The organism is Legionella sainthelensi, assembly GCF_900637685.1.
Taxonomy (GTDB): Bacteria; Pseudomonadota; Gammaproteobacteria; order Legionellales; family Legionellaceae; genus Legionella; species Legionella sainthelensi.
Genome location: NZ_LR134388.1, coordinates 1,387,523 through 1,408,722 on the forward strand (window position 1 = coordinate 1,387,523; position 21,200 = coordinate 1,408,722).

Consider the following 21,200-nt stretch of genomic DNA (forward strand, 5'->3'; position numbering starts at 1 on the left):
TATAAAATTGGCTCATTTGTTTAAGTTACTCATATGCCTCATCGTAAACCTATTTTCAGGCATTAAGCAGGAGAAGTTATAATGTACGATAAACACAACCAATTTTTCCAAAATCAAAAAGAGAAATTAGCCTCAGAGATTCGTTTTTTTAATGTGACAAAAACGTCAACAGCTACCCATGAATTGTATCGAGGTTTTGATAACCTTGCCTCTGTTATTTTTAGTTTCCCAACGTTACTTATAGGTATTTTTGGTAAAACTTATCCTGAAATGATTACCATGGAACAGATTAAACTGCATAAATTAACTAATTTATCTAATGATTTTCACATGGTTAGTATGTCTGAAGACATCGAAGTTGCCTTTGATTGGGGAAATGGGTGCTTTATTACAATTGATCCTATGCTTTTTCGAAGTTTTACTGTAGATGTTCATGAAACATATCGCAAAAATGATCTCAACCTTCCTGGTCGCATGGAACGTGAAAAAGAGCATGTAGCCTTAGTAGTTCCGTATTGCAGTATAAAAAAAGTAACGATTAACAATAAAGAAATAACTAATCCCTTTTATTTAGCAGTTTCTAATAATAATCAAGAGGCAATAAAAGCATTCAATGGTATTTACTGTCGCCTCGTTTCCCTTTTAAGAAATAAATATACCAAGGAGTTGGATGTTCATGAAGAGAAATTAGCACTCCAAGAACATGTGACAGCGTATCTTCAGTTTTATGAGAAACACAGCGGAAGTGATAATCCCTTTAACAAAACTCACCAGGAACTTGTGACGCTTTACCCTGAGTTTATGGAGTATTTTGTTCCATTAAATCCTCATCATCCAACATCCGACCCAATAAAAGATAAAGTGATAGCCTCTTCTGACAATCTTTTTAAAGAACATTATTATACGAAATCAATTGATGCATCTTTTATACATAGAACTAAAGAGGCTACAACTTGTTATGATGATGATTGGGCGCGACCATTTTATGAGTAAGCAAAATATGGTTTTTTTAGTTCTCTTTCAAGAAAGAACCATGGGGCAATTTTTCGATGATTTCAGTTTTTAATTGAATCGCTAACGTCACAATCGCACTTTCTACTTGTTCTGAAAGTATCGTGTCTAAGGTAATTGTATGAATTTCAATCCCATAAAATAATAAATGACTAGGTAACTCATTAAGTGCAGTCGCTATTTGTAGTGCTTGTAAAATATCTAGGTTATGAGTTGAGAATTTGGGAGCAGAACCAATAATGTCCTCTTTTGTAAACTGATGAATGGTTCCTAATGTACCACCTGATCTTACTGCGTCAATTAAAAAAACGGTGTCCGATTTTTTTATTAATTCAATAAGACGTATTCCTGGACGATCAACACTTTCAATACGTACGTATGCTGAGATGCTGGTACATACCGAAAGCTGTTGTTTCAATGCTTCTGCAACTTTCCATCCTGCTTGATCATCACCAAAAGGCGAGCCTATACCCAAAACCTTTATAACATTCATTCTCGATTCACTTTAAGTGTTAGAAAATGAGTGGAGCATGAAATGCATGGATCATAATTGCGAATGATCATTTCACTGTAAGAGCGTAATAAATCCTCATCTTTATCCAAGCCAAATTGATTCAAAGAAATACGTAAATCGTCTTCTATACGTGCTTGATTTTGACTTGTTGGGGGAACGATGCGTGCGTTTTTAACGTGTCCTTGTGTATCCAATTGGAAATGCTGCCATAAAGTTCCTCTTGGTGCCTCTGTGCACCCAAAGCCTTCTCCTGTACATGGGATGATTTTAGGATGCGCTTCTTTGGGAGTCTCATAGTGCTCTAAAATTCGAATGGCTTCTAAAATACAAAAATGAATTTCCACAGCTCGGGCAATAATACTGTAATACATATTATATGAAGGGAAACTAATTTTTAAATCCTGTAAAAGAAGATGGATTGAAACAGGTAAGTGGCCAAAAGAGTTATTGACGCGCGCGAGAGGGCCTACGAGATAAGGTTTATTTTGTAGCAAACAATGCAATGCAGTGGAATAGGGGACTTGTTTTTCTTTAAAATAATGATCAAACTCATCAATGCTAATATTTAAACCATGATCAGATACAAGCCTTCCCTCATTGAAAGGGTATTCTGTGGGATGATACAGAGAGACACAAGTAAATTCATGGGTGTTATCAGGAAAAGAAAATGTTGCCAGCCAGTGAATTAATGCCTCGCTATCTTCAACTCTTGCTTTTGCTTGGTCTAATAAAAGCTTGATTTCAGCCTGATTAGGCGCTTTATAAAATCCACCTACACAGGCGCCAACTGGATGTACGGAGCGGCCACCCAATAATTTAATTAAATCATTGCCAAAAGCTTGTAAGCGCATACCACGTCTTACTTCTTCAGAGTAGCGTTTTGCCATTTCAGGCACTGACTTAAACCCTAAAAAGTCGGGTAATGCTAAAAAGTGTATGTGCATACTATGGCTTTCTAACCATTCACCGCAGTAAAAGAGCCGACGCATCTCCCGTACCCAAGGGGAGGGGGTTATTGCGAAACAATGTTCAATCGCTTGAGTTGATGTCATTTGATAAGCAACAGGGCATATACCACAAATGCGGGCGACTAAATCTAAAACATCTGTGTAACTTCTGCCTTCTAAAAATTTTTCAAACAATCTTGGGGGCTCATAAATTCTTAATTGTAAGGAGGTGATTTGTCGATTGCGAATTTCAAGCTCAAGGGCACCTTCACCTTCTACCCGTGCTAAAATAGGGACATTGATTGAAATCGTATTACTCATGATTGATTTTAATCCCCTTAAAATAATTTCCCGCTGCGTTAAATGCCGTTGCTTGATTGTTAATATGTAAAAATTTTTGTGCTACAGTTTCTTTACTATAACCAAGCTGTACAAATCGATCTCCCAAAGATTGGGTGTTCAAATTTTCTTTTGGACCATAACAAGCATAACAACCTCGCCCCACTGATGGACAAAGTGAGCCGCATCCCATCTGTGTTACCGGTCCCATGCATGCTTGTTTTTTGGTTACTAAAACACAAACATTTCCTTTTCGTTTACACTCCATGCATTCAGAGTCTTTTTTGATAAGCGGTGTAGCATTGGATAATAAAAAGCGGATTGCTTCCAATACTTGATTGCTATTTACGGGACAACCCCATAATTCCCAATCTACTCTAACATGATGAGAAATTGGTGTTGAGGTATTTAAGCTTTTTATATGTTTGGGGGATGCATAAATACTACTTATCCATTCTTTAGCGTCAACACAATTGCGTAATGCTTGGATGCCACCTGCAGTGGCGCAGGCACCAATAGTAATCACATATTTACTGGTTTCGCGAATTTTTTTAATCCGTATCTCTTCCTCTGGAGTAGAAATACTGCCTTCAACAAAAGCAATATCTACTGGCCTATCAAGATTAACTGCTCCAGCTTCTGAAAAATGAACTATATCAACCAAAGCAGATAAACTCAGTAACGCTTCACCAGCATTTAAAAATGCCAATTGACATCCATCACAAGAGGTAAATTTATGTACTGCCAGACATGGCTTCATACTTATTAAAATCCTGTTTCATTGAATAATTCTTTAATTTCGGAATAAGCAAATATGGGACCATCTTTACAGATAAAAAAACCTCCATATTGGCAATGACCACATTGTCCTATACCGCATTCCATGTTTCTCTCCATACTCAAATAAATATCGTGCTCAGAAATTCCTTTTTTAGTGAGTATCTTGACCGCTGTATTCATCATCATTTCAGGGCCACACATCATTACTACAGTATTTTCAGGAGTTAGGTTAATCTTATCAATCATATCTGTGATATACCCTATAGCCCATGGCCATTTGGGGCCTGCCTGATCTGCAGCAATATGAATTATAGTATTAGGTGATTGTTGCCAAATTTCATATTGTTTTCTGAAAATAAAATCATCACTGTGCTTTACCCCTTGTAAAATACTTAAATGGCCATAATTTTCCCTCCGGGCCAAGATATAGTGAATAATAGACACTGAAGGGGCGCATCCCAAGCCCCCTGTGAGGACTATAATGTTTTTTCCTTGTGCTTGTTCAAGAGGCCAGCCGCGACCGAAAGGGCCCCGTATCCCAATCCGATCTCCAGGCTGTAGTTTTTGTAATGCTTTAGTTACTCTCCCGATGGCGCGTATAGTATGGGTTAATGTTTCTTTTCTTTCAGGATCAGAGACAATGGAAATAGCGACTTCACCTACTCCGTAAAGATAAAGCATGTTAAATTGCCCTGGGTAAAAGAGAAATTGATTATGAAGCTTTGGATCAAGAAAACGCAAATGTAGGCTAAAAATGGTGGCCGATTCTTGAGTTCGTTCTACAATAATTGCTTCCAATGGTAAATAGGGATCATAAGGAGGGCTAATCACTTTCTACAGACCTCACATTCGATTCTCCAGAAATTGCAGCTAATTCTTCAGTGAGATCAATCCCGACTGGGCACCAGGTAACGCAACGCCCGCATCCTACACAACCACTTGTGTCAAATTGATCGAACCAGCTGCCAACTTTATGAGTCAGCCATTGTCTATACCGCTTACGTGTATCATCACGAATAGTTTTTCCACTTAAATAGCTATGACCCGCAGTAAAGCACGAATCCCACTCCCGTTGGTGCTCACTATGTGTACCATCTAAACTGGGTTTTTCTACTTCACTATGACAAAAACAAGTTGGACATACCGAAGTACAATTACCACAAGATAAACATCGCTCTGCTACTTCGTTCCATCTTGGATGATTTAAATTAGCAAACAATAAATCACGTAATCCTCGCTTATTATCCAGGGGTATTCTTTTCGTTTGCATTGCTGCAGCGTTTTCTACATTTTGGTTTGCTTTTTTGCATTGGGTTTCTTTAGCTTTCGATAAATTCAACTGGTTAAGAATCGCCTCTCCTCGTTTACTTCCTATTCGGGTTACAAATCCATTGTCAATTTCAGTCATTAAAATATCAAAGGAATTGCTTACGTCAGGGCCTGCTCCAGCTGAAACACAAAAACAATTTTCCGAAGAATAAGAACAATTGATTGCAATTACAAATAATTGTTCACGACGTTTTTGATAACGAGGATCAGGGTGTTTGCTTTCAATAAATACTTTGTCTTGGATCCTCATTGCTGCTAAATCACAGGAGCGGGCTCCAATAATAGCAAGAGGTTGCTCTTCTTTGGGATGGGGTTGAAAGACTAGCTTTCCTTCGTTATCGCGTATTACCTTCCAGACAGTTTCTTGGGATTTAAATAAAAGGGGTTTGATCGCTTGTGGACCATTAGCGAAAGCGAAGGCTTGGTGCTCGCTAATTTTTTCTAATTGATACCCGCCTGGGGTTTGATGATCACGGACTCCCCAAGGTAGTTGTTGCATATGGTTTAACACATCATAAACTATGGCTCCATCACGTACCTGAGGGCCAATGCAGGAAAAACCAGCATCTTGTAGTGTTTGTAGTAGATTTTGTAGTTTTGTGTAAGGTAAAAAAAAGCTGCTCTTATTCGTTGTCATAAAAACCCCTGCGTCTAGATTCAATCTACATCCATGGATAGGTTTAACCTTAAAAGTGTGATTGTGGATCAATCATGATTGGCTATTGTATTCAATTCAAGCTGAATGCGTTTAACAAATTCGTGGCAATTGTTCCCCCACCAACCAATCGACAACTCTCGTTCCTCCTAATTTTGTTTTAAGTTGCACAAGATTGCGTGGGTCTTCAATGACCTCACCAATGATTTCTGCATGGATTCCTAAGGGATGAGAGCGCATTGCAGTTAATAAGGTATCTGCATCTTGAGGAGGGCAAATAGCAACTAATTTTCCTTCATTAGCTGCATATAGAGCATCGAGTCCCAATAATTCACAAGCGCTGGCCACTTCAGTGCGAATAGGAATTTTATGTTCATCAATAATAAAACCAATATTTGATTGTGACGCAAATTCATTTAATGTGGTTCCTAAACCTCCACGTGTAGGATCTCGTAAGCAATGAATATTAGGCACAGCATCGAGCATACACGAGACTAATGCGTGTAAGGAAGCAGAGTCTGATTCTATCTGAGTTTGAAAGCTCAAATGATTACGATGGGCCATAATCGCAACTCCATGATCACCAATATAGCCACTAATAAGCACGCAATCACCTGGTTTAGCACATTCACTGGAAATATGAATCCCTTCTGGAATTACACCAATTCCGGTGGTTGTAATAAATACACCATCTCCTTTCCCACGTTCAACGACTTTAGTATCACCGGTAATTATAGCGATATTGGCATCTCTTGCAGCATAGGCCATTGACTCGACAATTTTTTTCAAATCAGCGAGGGGGAATCCTTCTTCCAGAATAAAACTGGCGGATAAATACAGGGGGGTCGCTCCTGCCATCGCGATATCATTGATTGTCCCATGCACTGCCAGAGAACCAATATTTCCGCCCGGAAAAAATAAAGGTGAAATGACATGTGCATCGGTTGTCATAACCATTTTGCCGGAAGATACTGAAAAACAGGCCTGATCATTTTTTTGTGCTAACCAGTGATTGTCAAAAGCAGCTAAAAACAATTGATCAATTAATTGGGACGTAGCTCGTCCGCCGCTTCCATGAGTTAAATTTATTAGACCCTCTTTGAAGTTGAGTTTTGGTGCTTTTATTTTTGGAGTTTTTATTGCTTCTACTGTCATACATTTATCCTTCCATAAGCATATACTGCAGCACAGGCTCCCTCGGAAGAAACCATGCAGGAGCCAAGAGGATTTTCTGGAGTACATATTCGGGCAAATAATTTGCAATCGATTGGTTTTTTCACTCCTCGTAGTACTTCACCACAAAGGCATTGCTTGTGTTCTTTAGATCTACTATCTGGCAGATCAAAGCGTTGCTCTGCATCAAATCCAGCATATTCTGCTCTTATTTTTAAAGCGCTTTGTGGAATAATTCCCAGCCCTCGCCATTCAAACTGATCACGTAACTCCAAAACTTCTTCCATGATTTGTTGGGAAAGTAAATTCCCTAAACGATTCACAGCCCGTGTATATTGTATTTCTACTTCACATCGCTCTTCATTGATTTGTTGAATAAGCATCAAAATTGAATGCAATAAATCTAAAGGTTCGAAGCCTGAGATCACAATAGGTTTATTATATTTTTTACATACTGTTTCATAAGGTTTGCTGCCGATTACGATGCTGACATGAGCGGGCCCAACAAATCCGTCAAGCTTTACTTCATTAGCGCGCAATAAATGCTCCATGGGTATAGGTGTTAAAACATGATTGCAAAAAACGCTAAAATTGGGGATTTTTAAATTTTTTGCTTGTTTGATAATTAAAGCAGTAGGTGGTGTAGTGGTTTCAAAACCAATAGCAAAAAATACGACTTCTTTTTGTGGATTTTCCTGGGCAATTTTCAAGGCATCACTGGCTGCATAAATCATGCGGACATCTGCTCCAGATGCTTTGGCATGTAACAAATTCTTTTGTCCGGTTCCTGGAACGCGCAACATGTCCGCATAACTACAAAGGATAATATTAGGCATAGTTGCTAATGCAATGGCTTTATCAGTAATAGCCATAGGAAGCACACAAACAGGACATCCAGGTCCATGGATCATTTCCACATTATTCGGCAACAAACTAGGAAGACCGTAACGATGAATGGCGTGAGTATGGCCACCACAAAATTCCATAAATTGATAAAGACGATTCGGATTAACTTGTGAGTGAATTTTTTGAGCAAATACTTTTGCTACGTCACCATTTCGAAAATCCTCAATATATTTCATGCTACTGTATCCTGCATCATTTGGGCAAATAAACTTAATGTTTTTTGTGCTTCTTCTTCATCAAGTCGCGTTAAAGCATAACCTGCATGAATAATAACATAATCCCCAAGAATAACTTCTTCTAATAGTGCTGTAGAAATTTCTTTGCTGATGCCTCCGATGCTTACAAAGGCTCGGGAATCATCAAGAATTTGTGTAATTTGTGCGGGTAAAGCCAAACACATAGCAGTCCTCTTTGTAGAAGTAGGCTTAAGCGCAAAAGTTTTAGGGCATCAAGTCACTTTACCTAATCTACTCAATTGTTTTATTTTGTTATTCCGGCAATCCAAGCTTGTCCCAGGGAAATTCCGCCATCGTTTGGAGGAAGACTAATGGGTAAAAATGGAGTAATATCAGAGGCAATTAATGCCCTGGTTAACCCTTCTACCAATATTTGATTCAAAAAGCAGCCCCCACTTAATACTACCATATCAATTTTTCTTTCACGACAAATTCCTTTGATCCATGCTGTAAGGCCAGCTATAAGTGTCCCATGAAAAAGATTGGCTCCGGTTTTGGGCTCAGTTTCGTTTGTTAATACTTCAAGAGTCGGAAGCAGATCAAAACACTTGTCCTTGATGCGCCATCCATCAGGTAACGTTTGCACCTGAGTAACCAAGCTTTCTAAACGCATGGCTGCTTGTCCTTCATAGTGAGAAACGAATTGGATGCCTAATAATGCACTCACAGCATCAAATAAACGACCACAACTACTCGTAGCGGGACTATTAATTTTTTTATCTAATAATAAGTGCATTGTGTTTGCTTGTGGGAAATCTGCAAATCGCTTTGCTATTTCAACTCCTCGGCCTAACTCATTTAAAACACTAGCGGCCATTCTCCACGGTTCATGCACGACTCGCTCGCCACCGGGTTGTAAAAGAGGAGAAAACGAACCCAGATGAGTACTATTTGCATGTTCTAATAAAAACAGCTCACCACCCCAAGCCTCGCCATTTAAACCATACCCATACCCATCCAACGCTAAGCCTAGAACAGGTTTTTGAATACCATGCTCTGCAATTACTGAAGCTAGATGAGCATGGTGATGTTGTACTGCAATAACAGGCACATCATATTGTAGTGCTATACGTGTAGTGTAAAAATCAGGATGTAAATCGTGAGCAACTCGTTCAGGCCTTATGTCTAAAAAATGGAGCAAATAAGATAATGATTCATGGAAGAATTCAATAGTTGCTTTATTAGTTAAACTACCAATATGTTGCGATACAAAGGCTTCATTACCACGAGTAACACAAAAGGTATTTTTCAGATGCCCACCTAATGCTAAAGTTGGAGGGATTTCCTGTGGAAGTTGGATGGCTGTAGGAACAAATCCACGCGAACGACGGATAAAGATAGGCTTATTATTAACTAATCGTATTACTGAGTCATCCGCGCGAGTGATAATTTGCCGATTATAGGAAACTATTTTATCGGCGATATGGCTTAACTCTTGTTCTGCGCAATGGTTTTCAATGATAAGTGGTTCCCCACTAGAATTAGCGCTAGTGACGACTAAAGCCATCGTTTGAAACTCGTTCAGCCATTCACATCCATTGGTATTGCCGGCAAAGGCATTAAAAAGCAAATAATGCAAAGGAGTATATGGCAGCATGATTCCTAAAGTATTTAAACCTGGAGCGATTTTAGCACTGAGCTCACTAACGGTTTCTTTTTTCTTGAGTAATACAATAGGACGAGAGGAGCTTTCTAATAAATTTTGTTCTGGTGTGTCTATTTGAACAAACCTTCTTGCGCTTAAAACATTGGCAACCATTAGTGCAAATGGTTTTGCTTCACGATTTTTTCTTGTGCGTAATTTTGTTACGGCAGTTTGATTACGAGCATCACAGATGAGTTGATAACCTCCTAATGCTTTTAATGCAATTATTTCACCTTGGGTAATAGCTTGAGCTATTTTTTCAACTGATAATGAAAGTTGGGGGCCGCAATGGACACAGGAAGTAGGTTGGGCGTGGTAACGTCGATTTTCAGGATCAGTGTATTCTTCCTGGCATTCATGACATAAAAGAAAAGGTTCCATTGCCGTTTGACAACGATCATAAGGAAGACTACGCGTAATCGTTAATCTTGGACCACAATTAGTACAATTCAAAAAAGGGTATCGAAAATAGCGGCTTTGAGGATCAAAGAGTTCTTGTAAACATTCAGAGCAAATACACATATCAGGCGAAATAATAGTCTTTACTTTGCCTGCCTTACTTTTAAGAATTTCAAAAACCACTTCATTCTTTTGTAAGGGTATTGTTTTTAATTGCAGATGATTTATCTTGGCAATTGGAGGTAAGCTTTTTTGTAAATAGGTCACAAAATGCTGGGCTAAAATTCCTTGGATTTCAATCAATACCCCACAAGCATCATTTTGTATCCAACCGGTGAGCTTTAACTGTTGGGCTATACGATATACGTGGGGTCTAAAACCAACTCCCTGTACTTGTCCTTGAACCCTTATTTGTAATCGTTCCATTTTTTACTGATGCTTTTGTTTTAACCATTCATACCAACCGTTTAAGCCATCTCCCTTAGTTGTTGATAGGGTTAGAGTTTCAATATCAGGTTTAATTTGACGAGCATAGTCAATGCATTTATTCAGATCAAAAGTAACGTAAGGAAGCAAGTCCATTTTAGTGATAAGCATTAAATCAGCACAACGAAACATATCTGGGTATTTAAGTGGTTTATTATCCCCCTCAGTCACGGAAAGGATGACTACTTTGAAGGCTTCTCCCAGATCAAACATGGCGGGGCAGACGAGATTTCCTATATTCTCTATGAACAGAAGCGATCGTTCTTTTAAAGAAAGATCACTCAAAGCGTGGCCTACCATATGTGCATCTAAATGACACGTTTTTCCGGTGTTTATTTGGATTGCATGCCCTCCATTGGCTTTAATTAACTCTGCATCATATTGAGTTTGCTGATCCCCAACAACAACAGCCATATCCAATTCGTTTTTTAAATCCTGGATTGTTTTTGCTAAAAGAGTAGTTTTTCCGGAGCCAGGGCTGGACATGATGTTTAACGCCAGAATATTTTTTTGTGTGAGATAGTTTTTATTATAGAGCGCGAATCGTTGATTTTTGGCTAAAATATTTTGTTCTATATGAATTAAATGCTCTTCAGGCATATGATGCTCATGCTCATGCTCATGCTCATGCTCATGCTCATGCTCATGCTCATGCTCATGCTCATGCTCATGCTCATGCAAATTATTTCCCTTGTGATTCTCTTCAGAACAGCCGCATATTCCACACATTATTCCACCACCATCGATTTCACACGTAGTTCTTCACCTTGGACAATTTTTAATGCATGACTGCCACAAGCGTGGCACGCATCATAATATTGTTGTAAAGGTCCTAATTGTTGACAAGACTCACAAAACGCTTTGCCAGAGATATCAATAATATCAAGCTCAGCGTTCTCTGCAACGGTTCCTTCCGTAATCACATTAAAACTGAAAATTAAAGCATCTTTTTCGATTGCAGCAAGCGCACCGATTTCCAAAATTATTTTTTTTACGCGAGTACATTGAGTGCCGTTTGCTTTCTCTCTAATAATTTCTAGGATATTTTTGCACAGCCACAATTCATGCATATATAACTCGATGTTCAATGATACATTTTGATGCAATTAATTAAGCCAATGATTAAACTAAATGACGCAATCATGAGCCCCGCTAGTCTGGAAAGTAAAAGAGATCCCGCATTAGCACGTTGGATTACTATTGAAACAATGAATCCATTTAACCCATCGGATACCATCATACCACACATAAAAACGACACCCAGTAGTCCTGAAAATAGCCATCCCGCCATGGCTTGAGCAGAAAGAGAAAATAAGATGACCTGACTCACTGTATCAAAGGATAAGGCAAAGAGAGCTCCAATGAATATGATATAAAAAGGATTAAAATCCCTGTGAATGAGCTTTTTTGATATATAGTTCTTTAAGCTGATTGGCAAAGCGGAGTTTTGGGGTGATTGGAAAATACTATACAGATTTATTATTCCGAATACTAATAAAAAAAAGATGGAAATACTATTGCCTAATCCATCTAACCATAGTGGAACAGATGCAGGTTCAAATCCATAACCAATAATCAAACTGATTAAAATAACGACGAAGCCGTGCCCGAGAGAAAATAAAAGACCTACAATTTTTGCTAGCGCTCGATTCTCGCTGACTACCCTCGCTACCGAGTCAATTGTTGCTAAATGATCTAAGTCAAAACCATGACGAACACCAAGTAAAAATGCCATGATTATTAAAATAAATTCAGAATTTTCCATAGGGTACTTTTTAAACTTTGGAACGGTGAGTCATAATGATGTATCGATCTGAGGGTAAATTTAGAGGAAATATTTTGTTTTGTCGATGATTTTTTTCAATTTTTTAATGGGCTTCTTGTAACGATGGATCATGAATTTATCCTTCAAAGTGGGTTTTATAAGAATGAATGACCTTTTTTTCCTTAATTTCAGAATCAACAAATTTTTTTAATGGTCTAAAAAAGGTAAAATGACTGCTAGAGGCAATGAGCAGGTGCACTTCATGACCTAATTGAGAATCTTTATTTATAATATTTACTCTATCTTCAACGGGAATATTACATATTTTAAGTTCAATTTTATGAGCCTTGGACCTCATATTGTTCATACAATTTGTTTTTATCCGAACGTTATGAAGAATAGACTTTACAAAATCGATTGCTAGTTGATCCTTTAAAATGGTTTCTAAATTTATTTTTAATTTCTCAAGCTCTTCTGGATTAATACTCGTATTTATCAATTCTATTTTTTCATTGATAAAATCTTCCATATGCTCATCGTTATCTCCGAAGCTACATCTCTCGATTTGATTTAAAAGGAGAGTATTTTCTGTTTTAAGCTTATTGATGATTCTCAATAGTTCTTCTTTCTGTTGAATTAGAGACTCGATTCGATGCAATTGAACTTCAATTTCTTTGAGTGAGGGTCGCGCTTCAGGCTCATCTTGAACCAGTTTTTCAATTAATTTTTGTAATTCTGTACCTTCATTTGTCTGAAAAATAGGATAAATAAAATCATATTGTGACGCGTCAGTGATTTGATACAATTTTTCTTCCCCGCATTCAGTGACATATTGATACAGATTTTTTCCCAGCATGTGCGCATGCATTTTATCTACTGAAATGTATTTTTTTTGGGGTTTATGAGAATGGTTACTATTTCTGGAGGACTTAAATAAGAAGTTCGCAAGAGGGAGTTGGCCATGATTTTAGTAATTTTACCATCGATACATGGAACTAAGGATTTATTATCGGAAATTGCTAACTCACTATTCTCACCAACCAGCCAATTAGTATTCTTCATATCTGGAAATACATAGCCTTCTTGACCTAGCCTAATTAAAATGCTTAGCATTTGTTGATACATATGAAGAGCTGATTTAATACGCATCTTATCGTCAGAACCATGTTTTTTGCTATGAATAATGAGATTCCCATGTGGATAAAAGGGAGTCACCGAAAGAGATCTTGTCTCTCGGTATCTCGATATGCTTAAGGTGCCTGTTCGTGTTACTTCTTCCGGGATGAACGTATCTTTCACGGATGACTCCCTCATAAGATTGATAATGGGTTGTTTGGGGGTGCCCATTCGATTCTCAATTTTTAGAACATAGGGAGGATTGCCGTTTTTGGGATATAATTTGAAGTTTTTTGAATTCGCTCCCCCTAAAAAGGAAATGTCAGTATTTTTTATAAAATGATCAAACTTAGGGTTTTCCAATGGAGCATATAATGTTATCAATTTGTTAATATCAAAAAACTCTCCTCTTGATAACATATCAATTAAACGATTAACTTTTTCTGGTTCCATATCAGCTAAAATTTCTGCAAACTCATTTTTTGTTGGCGTGGAGGAATCAAACATTCCATACAAACTAAAAATACTATATTTTGCAAATTCGGCTTTTAGTTTGGAAAACAATTTTGTTTGTATTTCAATTGAAAATTCCGGACACATACTCACAAACTTATCACTGTATTTATTTTCAATAAATTGTTTATATCGAAGGACATATTTCAAGGCATCAATCGACGCTTCCTCACACTGCGCTTCATTATAAGCCTGAATGAGTTGATTAATGTTTTGTATGTCTTCATTAGCATGATTAATAAAATCTACTAACGATCTATCTGGGTTGCCGATTGAGTTTAAAGGGGAGACAAAAGATAAGTGATGTATCATAAATAACCGTAAAACTTAAAAAATGAATATATTTTATCTTTTTTGATGTATATATTGACAAGTGATTATATTCATATGACATATTAATATTTTAAATATTATTTATTTTTCAAAAGATTAATTATTATTTTGAGACTTATCCATGAAATGGAATTTAGTTTAATTTCTACAGGTATTTTGGTATCAAGCATTTCATATAGAAATAAAGAATTTTTATTTCTTAGGTTATTGGATTTTGAGTTGCAATACCCAAAAACTTGTTAAAAACTAAATGGTAAAATAATTAAAATTAAGGTGATATGAGGCTAGGATGTTTGCGCGCTTAATTAACTATAAAACGCGCTTACATTGTTAGATACTAAAACGAATCCCCGCAGCTCCCATATTGTAGCTTTGTGAGCCTAGTTCTACTAACCAAGGACTTGTTGGGACATGAGCTGGATAAACAGTTGAGCCAAATCTATAATCGCTATTGGAGACATACAGCCATCGATATTCAGCAAAAACATTTACATTTGAGGTTACATCAAAATTTAAACCAGCTTTTACTTGAGCCGCAAAAGTAGCGTCCTTATCGCTAGGATTTCCATTGTAATGATTGACGCCTCCTTCTGGTGGAGCAACTTGGGTTGAATCAGCACCTGAGATGGATAAAACTGCAGCACCAATACCGGCACCGACATAAGGGTGGACTCTATTTACATTGGAGAGGTCAAAGTTTGCTACCGCATTAGCAAGAAAAACTGCTGTATTCAGAGGATAGGATACTAAAAAATCATGCTCTGGCAGACTTGCTGTCTCATTATTTATATCGTGGCCCGTAAATGTGCTTTTTCCAACATAATATCCTTCTAATTCAACTGCGGGTGTTATGCCTGATAGTGAGTTGAATAAGTTCAATGATATTGATGACCATTGATAACCAACTTGTCCCCCAACAATGCCTACTCCACGGGTATCTGTATGACCAAATCCATTGACAGCCAAAGGTCCTATTGTATCTTCTGGAAAAAAAGCAGTTCCATACTGCGCGATACTGACATTTGTAGATGCTCCTCCACCACCGAAAACACCCACATAGATTTTTCCTGGCGTGCTTAAAGCAGTTACTGGGCCCATTGCACCTGCGTGCCCTTGAGCAGTGAATCCAAAGACCATCCCCAGCAGGGACATTGAATAACTTAAACTCTTGCCTAATCCTTTTAATTTCATACAAAACTCCATTTGATCATTTATTTACTAATTGCGTTTATGGGAATCATAGATTTAATGAATCAATAACCAGCGTACGGTTCTTTTTAATTGTTGTCAATTTGAAATATTTAGATATATAAAAATAGTAAGGTCTTTATTATTCCTATTTATTCCGTAAGCTATTGCTATTTTGTGTTAAGATTTCTTGCTGTAATGATGCTTCGTTCACCGGGTTTAGTTGCTGCTTAAAGAAACCTAACCGGGTTCGGGATTGCTCTGTAATATCTTGATTAATTAATTGATAGAGTCCGGTAAATTCATCCAGCTTCGTGGCATGGGAACGATTTGTAAAATCACTCTCATCAGTGCCTGTACTTAATTTATCGTGAACCAGTTCGTGAAATGGAGCATTTTGAGAATATTGGGGACCATATTTATTAGAAAGATACGCATCAAATTCTTGTATCTTTTCCTTAGGGATATTCAACGATAATAAAAGATCTTTAGTTTTTGCACTAAGTTCTTTGTTCTTAGTATGATAATAATCTTCAAAAGCAGCTTTTATTTGTGTTTGATTTTCTTTAGTAATTAGTAATTGGAAATGATCACGCGCAAATTCTTTTATTTCCTCTAAAAGTATATGTTCAGTTAGAGTAGTACGAGTAACCAATGCTTCCTTAAACCGTATTGTTTTCTCTATATTTTTTATTGATTGCTCCATGATTTTTTGGCGATAAATAGAGACTAAATTTCCCCCCGTTTTTATCGACTCTACAACACTAGAAGTAATTATTACCAAAAATTGTTTGAATTTTTTCAAAAATGAAGTTCCTGTATCAGCTGCTCTTAATTTTTGAATGAAGTGAGCATCATGAGGAAGAGATTTAGCCTTTAACGCACGCTTCTCTATTGGAATGTCTTTATTAATTAATATATTGTTGATTCTTTCGATATGATTTTTTAAATCTTTATTTTTTTCAGGAAGCTTTAAACTAAATTTATGAAGTCGGTCATATGCTTCAGAAACCAGTAAATAATTAGCAATATTATTTTTTTGAAACTGCTCGAGTGATTTAACTACTGCAGCAGAACATTCATCTACAGACAAAAATTGAGCCTTATTTTTAGTGTAATGTGCGCGAACTAATTTTTCGTACTCTTGAATGATAGGTTCTTTAATGGTTGTTTTAAACAGATGATCGCGAAGGATAACTTCAAATTGTACATCCAATAAAGCACTTTTTGTTTTCTCTAAATCTTGCTCTTTAAGTAATTCCACTTGTTGCTTTAGAAAAGCGACTTTATCTTTTCTAACACTAATATTTAATGATATTTCGGGATTTGATGGGTCTTTATTTAGTTTTTGTTCTAATTCTTCTATCTCATTTTGAGTTTCATTAAGAATAATATTTATATATCGTTCTTCATCAATAAGAGCTAATTTTTTACTGAAGGGCATATCCAACTCTAAAGCGACGGATAAGAAAAATTGATTCAAAGCAGCCATGGCAGGATTAATAAGAGTTCCAGGTTTTAAACATAAGTAATCTTCTTCTTGTGATAATTTGACAATTAACTCTTTGTAACTATCTTCTTTTATTTGAGGAAAATCATCTTTAACTAAGACATTTATCATATTCGCGATTTCAGCAGTTTGTGCGCCAACTCGTTGAACTTGTTTTAACAAACCGAGTAAAGCTCGTCCCGTAGTGATGTTCAGGCCATAATAATTATCTAATATTTCCTTCATCCGAGCCACTTCATTTTGCATTAACTCTTTATCGGCAAGTTCTTCTCTTGTATAAGCTCGAACAACCTCTGGTTGTTCTCCAAATACCTTTTTATATTTAGAGTTTAAATAAGATCTTGCACGTTCTAATTCAGGAGATGCCAAATGAGCATATTTAATACCAAGTTTTGCAGCTTTTTTACCTGCAGGTTCATTAGGATCGACATGTACTATCTCTTCACGAACTCCAGCGTCATGGAATGCTTTTTGAATGTATTCTTTTCTTGGTGTATTTCGTTTTAATAAAGTATCATGTGCGTTCCATAAAACAAGTTTAAGATCAGCCCAATCCTCTTTATTGTAATCAAATGATTGAATTGTTTTGCCAAAATCTACGACGGCAGAAACTAATGGACCATAACGCTCGATGAGTTCTGGAGTCATGCTTTCCATTGCCACTTTTAGTTGCCGCGCATTATCAACAATCTCTAGAAGCGCCTTGGTTTGCGATACAAGTGAATCGCTTTTGTTCATTTGTTCAAAGTGATGAAATGCCATTTCCAGAGAATATAATCCATTTTCGACTGCTTTAATTTGCCGTACCATAAGAGGATCATTTTTATGGATGACATGTACTTGTTCATCAGGTGCTTTTTTCAGATACTCTTGAAGTTGAACAGAGAAATATTCTTTGGTAATAGCAGAGAAGTCCTCCCTTAAATCAGCAACTTTGGAGGATACATTTAATTCTTGAATATACGCGATATTACCACGCACTGAATCAAGAGATGACGCGGAAACTTCTTTTAGTTCACCAGGTCCTACAATAGGCTTTTTGCTTTCCTCTTCTATAAATTGCTTTCGTAATTGAAGAATATTTATATCTTCTGAGGTGTCAAATTGAAGATCAAATGATTGAGATTTCACGTCCTCAATTGCACTATTAATAACATCAATTTTTAATTCGTATGATTTTCTGGAGTTTTTTAAATAAGCATCTACCAATGGTTCTAGCTTCATTAAAGAATCTATCGTAATTTTAGATTCCTTTTTCCCAAGTTTAGAAGTTTCAAGTAGATTTAAAAGAGCGATAAATTCATTAGTTAAATCTAAGTTAGTACTTGCCATAGCCGATTGGATAGTGACGAATGCAAGGCGTAATTGTGCCAGCTCTTCAGCAGAAATCCCTGAGATTGGTTGACCCCTGTTTCTTTTGAGACCCCCAAAAAATCAATAGCGGCTCGTTGTTGCGATTCAATTTGGAACAATTCTAAAAGATGCTCTTTTTTCATTATCACGAGCTCTTCCTTTCTGATTTTTCCCATATCAAAAGAAAGAGGAATTGGTTTTAATCGATTATTTTGTTTTGCTTCAATGATTTCATTTATTTTGTCATTGATTTTATTCAATTCAAGAGCAATGGGTTTTGATAAAAGACCTGGAGTCAAATAATGGCGAGTTTCAATTTTATCAAGCAGGATCATTAACTCGGGATATCTATCTTGCATCCATTCTTGATAAAACTGTATTGTGGTTTCCTGTAAGTTAATTCCTTCTTTTTGAATTTTTCTTATTAAATCGATTATTCCGACAATTGAGTTGATTCCTTTAAATACATTGCCGAAAGAAACATTTTCTTCGATTACCAGTGAGTATAATGCATTAATGTTATTGATACTTCTCTCACTAATTCTCAATCGATCAACGGATTTTTCTACATCAGGATCCATTAAACTGGAAAGGTTATTCATTAATGTTGGTAATTCGGTCATTAATTGAATAATTGCGGATGTATGTTCTTTTTCAGTTTGAACGGAGTTCGTCCATTGGCCAATAATACTACCAATTTTTTTAGTTACATCAAATGCATTAAATTGACTGGCCCAGCCATATTGCCTAACTAATTTGTTGGCTTCTAAAAAAACAGGCTTTATTAAATCATCATTCTCACGAACTAAATTCTGAACTTCTGATGAAGCCTCAGCGATTAACGCAATTGATTTGTATACTTGTGATAAAGCGGCTACCCCTTGGTGAGCGGCAGCAATTTTACCCAGTTGCGTACTTGTATCGATGCCATCCCACGTTTTTAGAGCATTTTCAGCATGATACATACTATTAATTAATTTTTTTATTGCAGCAATTTGAGGTGGATCGTTTTCTATATTGATAAAAGGTTCGCCACTTGGTTGAGGATGCAATTGTGATGCTAGGGGTGCCGATAAAGTCGTTTTAAGTCGTTGTAATAAAACCATTCGTGCTTGTGCGATTTTATTAGCATAATTTAAGATATCCTGAGACTTTTCTTTTTTAGGGCGCCCTTCTGTTTCAGTAACCACTTTTTCAGAATCTTTAGGTGGTTTTTTAGGTTCTCCGCCTTTCTGTGTTGTGGTTGCTTTAGGCTGCTCTGGTAGAGTTGATATTTCTCCTCCATTTTTTAATTGTTCTAATGCAGTGAGATCGGAATCCATGGAACTCATAGCTGAAAAGGATCTGCTGTAGGCTAATAGCTGTTGTAATATTGGCGCAAGTGTTTTTTGGGTATTTGGTGAGAGCTCTTCAATACTACTTTTTAATTGAGAAGCTGCAGAGGCTATTGCAATAAAATAGGTCAATCGAATCATGACACCATAACTAAGATCCACTCCCTCAAAATCTTTAAGTGCATTTTCCAGGGCAGTTAAGCTCATTTCAACTTTCTTAATTTGTTTCACTAAATCAGGATCATGTTCATTAATTCGATAAGGTAATTCTGTAAAAAAGGATTGGTATTCGGATAGATGGCGGTGGATGAGGGTGTCTAAACTAGTCCTTGTTTCCCTAACTGTTCCCGATAGTTTCATCTCTTGAATTGTAGTAAGTGTTCCACGTAAATTAACTAAATTTTTGGGCTTTACGGGAACAAGTTCTCGCGGTACAACCTCTGTTGGGGTAGGTTGCTTCATTAACTCAGTCTTGATGAGAAGGATGCGTTGAGACGCCTTCTTTTCAAGAGAAAGCTGTTCTTCCTTAACCTTATTAGGAGTTAGATGGTCACGAGATTTTTCTGCAATCAGGATCTTAAATTCTTCTGCAGCAATCTGTTTTGACATGAATTGAGCAATCGCGTTTTCTGCGCCTAATATCTTATCAATCTCAGCACTTACAATATAATTCGCTACGTATCCTACAGCTTTTTGCCACCAGGCTTTTGATTTGGGCTCGTATTTTTCCGGGCCAACTTTATTTAATGCTGCTGCTAACTGATTTTCAAGATTCAAGTCGGTATGTGCTAACGCCATTTGGATTTTAGGATACAGTTTCCGTAACAACACACGATCAGATTCTGGTATGATTTCTAAAGACTCCCCCTTATAGGTTTTGAGAATTCGAAAAAACTCTGTTGCGGCTGTTTGTTGATTTTCAATGGCTACAAGAGATTGCACACTTTTAACTTGAATGCTATTAAATTGTTGTTCTCTAAGAGCTTGCAATGATTCAATGGAAATAACTCGTTCGCTAACGCCAAAGGTATTCGGTACAGATAATAGTTGATTCGCTTGTTTGCTTAGGTGTTCTATCTGAGAACATAACTCTGTAGATAGGAGCCCAGATTTTAGGTAATTTTGTTGTTCAAGTTGATCGGTAAATAAAATTAATGAGGGCAAATAATGATTGGCCCAAGAAATATAGTTCTTCAAAGAGTTCTTAGTAAAGTTAAAACCATCCTCTTCAATGTTTTTGAACCAACTAAATAAATCTTGTATTGCTTTTGAATTTTCTAAATCAGTAAAATTTAATTTATTAATAAAGGGGTTTTTGTCTAAATCATTTAACATCGAACGAATAAGTTCTATGGCTTTTTCTCTATCTTGTTCTGCCATCTCCTTGTCTTGAAGAGAGGAAATCAATTCCACTAATTTCGCTATTTTTGTAAAAGCAGATATGAGAGGATGTTCATTATTCCATTGATTGACATCAGGACCTAATAAATCCATCCCTTGCATAATCACTTTGGATGCCTTGTCAGTGACATCCATTTCAATAAACTCTGACACCCAACCTGATTCTTTAATAATTTTAAAAGATTGAGTATAAATGGGTTCAAGTAGATAATAGTTATCTGCAATTACTCTTCTTATTTCGGGAGATGCATCATCAAGCATCCCGAT

18 protein-coding genes are annotated in these 21,200 nt (G+C 36.8%); 1 reads left to right on the top strand and 17 read right to left on the bottom strand.

Annotated features, from left to right (window positions below; genetic code table 11):
* The first annotated feature begins 81 nt into the window (after positions 1-81).
* Positions 82-993, top strand: coding sequence for an NAD(+)--arginine ADP-ribosyltransferase Lart1 (lart1, locus tag EL220_RS06225; protein WP_027271174.1), 912 nt, complete (start codon positions 82-84; stop codon positions 991-993).
* A 16-nt stretch (positions 994-1,009) separates the two neighbouring features.
* Here lart1 and EL220_RS06230 read toward each other — a convergent pair whose 3' ends face one another.
* From EL220_RS06230 to EL220_RS18700, 17 genes are all read right to left on the bottom strand, one after another.
* Complete coding sequence (locus EL220_RS06230; protein WP_027271173.1) at positions 1,010-1,504, bottom strand: hydrogenase maturation protease; 495 nt, start codon at positions 1,502-1,504, stop codon at positions 1,010-1,012.
* A complete protein-coding gene (locus tag EL220_RS06235) occupies positions 1,501-2,793 on the bottom strand; it encodes a Ni/Fe hydrogenase subunit alpha (protein ID WP_027271172.1) in 1,293 nt (430 codons plus the stop codon). The genes EL220_RS06230 and EL220_RS06235 overlap by 4 nt, the downstream gene beginning before the upstream one ends.
* Positions 2,786-3,571 carry an NADH-quinone oxidoreductase subunit B family protein gene (locus EL220_RS06240; RefSeq protein ID WP_027271171.1) on the bottom strand — a complete coding sequence of 262 codons (786 nt, stop codon included), beginning with the start codon at positions 3,569-3,571 and terminating at the stop codon, positions 2,786-2,788. Before EL220_RS06240 ends, EL220_RS06235 begins: the two co-directional genes overlap by 8 nt.
* 5 nt (positions 3,572-3,576) lie before the next feature.
* Positions 3,577-4,422, bottom strand: coding sequence for an FAD/NAD(P)-binding protein (locus tag EL220_RS06245; protein ID WP_027271170.1), 846 nt, complete (start codon positions 4,420-4,422; stop codon positions 3,577-3,579).
* On the bottom strand, positions 4,415-5,557 hold the full coding sequence (locus EL220_RS06250) for a 4Fe-4S dicluster domain-containing protein (protein ID WP_027271169.1): 1,143 nt from the start codon (positions 5,555-5,557) through the stop codon (positions 4,415-4,417). The genes EL220_RS06245 and EL220_RS06250 overlap by 8 nt, the downstream gene beginning before the upstream one ends.
* A gap of 111 nt (positions 5,558-5,668) precedes the next feature.
* On the bottom strand, positions 5,669-6,730 hold the full coding sequence (hypE, locus tag EL220_RS06255) for a hydrogenase expression/formation protein HypE (protein ID WP_027271168.1): 1,062 nt from the start codon (positions 6,728-6,730) through the stop codon (positions 5,669-5,671).
* Complete coding sequence (hypD, locus tag EL220_RS06260; RefSeq protein WP_027271167.1) at positions 6,727-7,830, bottom strand: hydrogenase formation protein HypD; 1,104 nt, start codon at positions 7,828-7,830, stop codon at positions 6,727-6,729. Before hypD ends, hypE begins: the two co-directional genes overlap by 4 nt.
* The gene (locus EL220_RS06265; RefSeq protein WP_027271166.1) at positions 7,827-8,054 is read right to left on the bottom strand and encodes a HypC/HybG/HupF family hydrogenase formation chaperone; all 228 of its coding nucleotides are present in this window, start codon (positions 8,052-8,054) and stop codon (positions 7,827-7,829) included. The genes hypD and EL220_RS06265 overlap by 4 nt, the downstream gene beginning before the upstream one ends.
* Before the next feature lie 80 nt (positions 8,055-8,134).
* Positions 8,135-10,360, bottom strand: coding sequence for a carbamoyltransferase HypF (gene hypF, locus EL220_RS06270; protein WP_027271165.1), 2,226 nt, complete (start codon positions 10,358-10,360; stop codon positions 8,135-8,137).
* Positions 10,361-10,363: 3 nt separating this feature from the next.
* Positions 10,364-11,149 carry a hydrogenase nickel incorporation protein HypB gene (gene hypB / locus EL220_RS06275; protein ID WP_027271164.1) on the bottom strand — a complete coding sequence of 262 codons (786 nt, stop codon included), beginning with the start codon at positions 11,147-11,149 and terminating at the stop codon, positions 10,364-10,366.
* Positions 11,149-11,490: a hydrogenase maturation nickel metallochaperone HypA gene (gene hypA, locus EL220_RS06280; RefSeq protein WP_027271163.1), complete on the bottom strand. Its 342-nt coding sequence runs from the start codon at positions 11,488-11,490 to the stop codon at positions 11,149-11,151. Before hypA ends, hypB begins: the two co-directional genes overlap by 1 nt.
* A 14-nt stretch (positions 11,491-11,504) precedes the next feature.
* On the bottom strand, positions 11,505-12,185 hold the full coding sequence (locus EL220_RS06285; RefSeq protein ID WP_027271162.1) for a HoxN/HupN/NixA family nickel/cobalt transporter: 681 nt from the start codon (positions 12,183-12,185) through the stop codon (positions 11,505-11,507).
* A gap of 136 nt (positions 12,186-12,321) precedes the next feature.
* A complete protein-coding gene (locus tag EL220_RS18685; protein WP_232002654.1) occupies positions 12,322-13,041 on the bottom strand; it encodes a hypothetical protein in 720 nt (239 codons plus the stop codon).
* 17 nt (positions 13,042-13,058) lie between these two features.
* Positions 13,059-14,126, bottom strand: a complete 1,068-nt coding sequence (locus tag EL220_RS18690) for a hypothetical protein (RefSeq protein ID WP_232002655.1) — start codon at positions 14,124-14,126, stop codon at positions 13,059-13,061.
* A 351-nt stretch (positions 14,127-14,477) separates the two neighbouring features.
* Positions 14,478-15,338: an outer membrane protein gene (locus EL220_RS06295; protein WP_232002656.1), complete on the bottom strand. Its 861-nt coding sequence runs from the start codon at positions 15,336-15,338 to the stop codon at positions 14,478-14,480.
* Between the two features lie 145 nt (positions 15,339-15,483).
* Positions 15,484-18,177, bottom strand: coding sequence for a hypothetical protein (locus tag EL220_RS18695; protein WP_232002657.1), 2,694 nt, complete (start codon positions 18,175-18,177; stop codon positions 15,484-15,486).
* Complete coding sequence (locus EL220_RS18700; RefSeq protein WP_232002658.1) at positions 18,159-21,194, bottom strand: hypothetical protein; 3,036 nt, start codon at positions 21,192-21,194, stop codon at positions 18,159-18,161. Before EL220_RS18700 ends, EL220_RS18695 begins: the two co-directional genes overlap by 19 nt.
* Between the last annotated feature and the right edge of the window lie 6 nt (positions 21,195-21,200).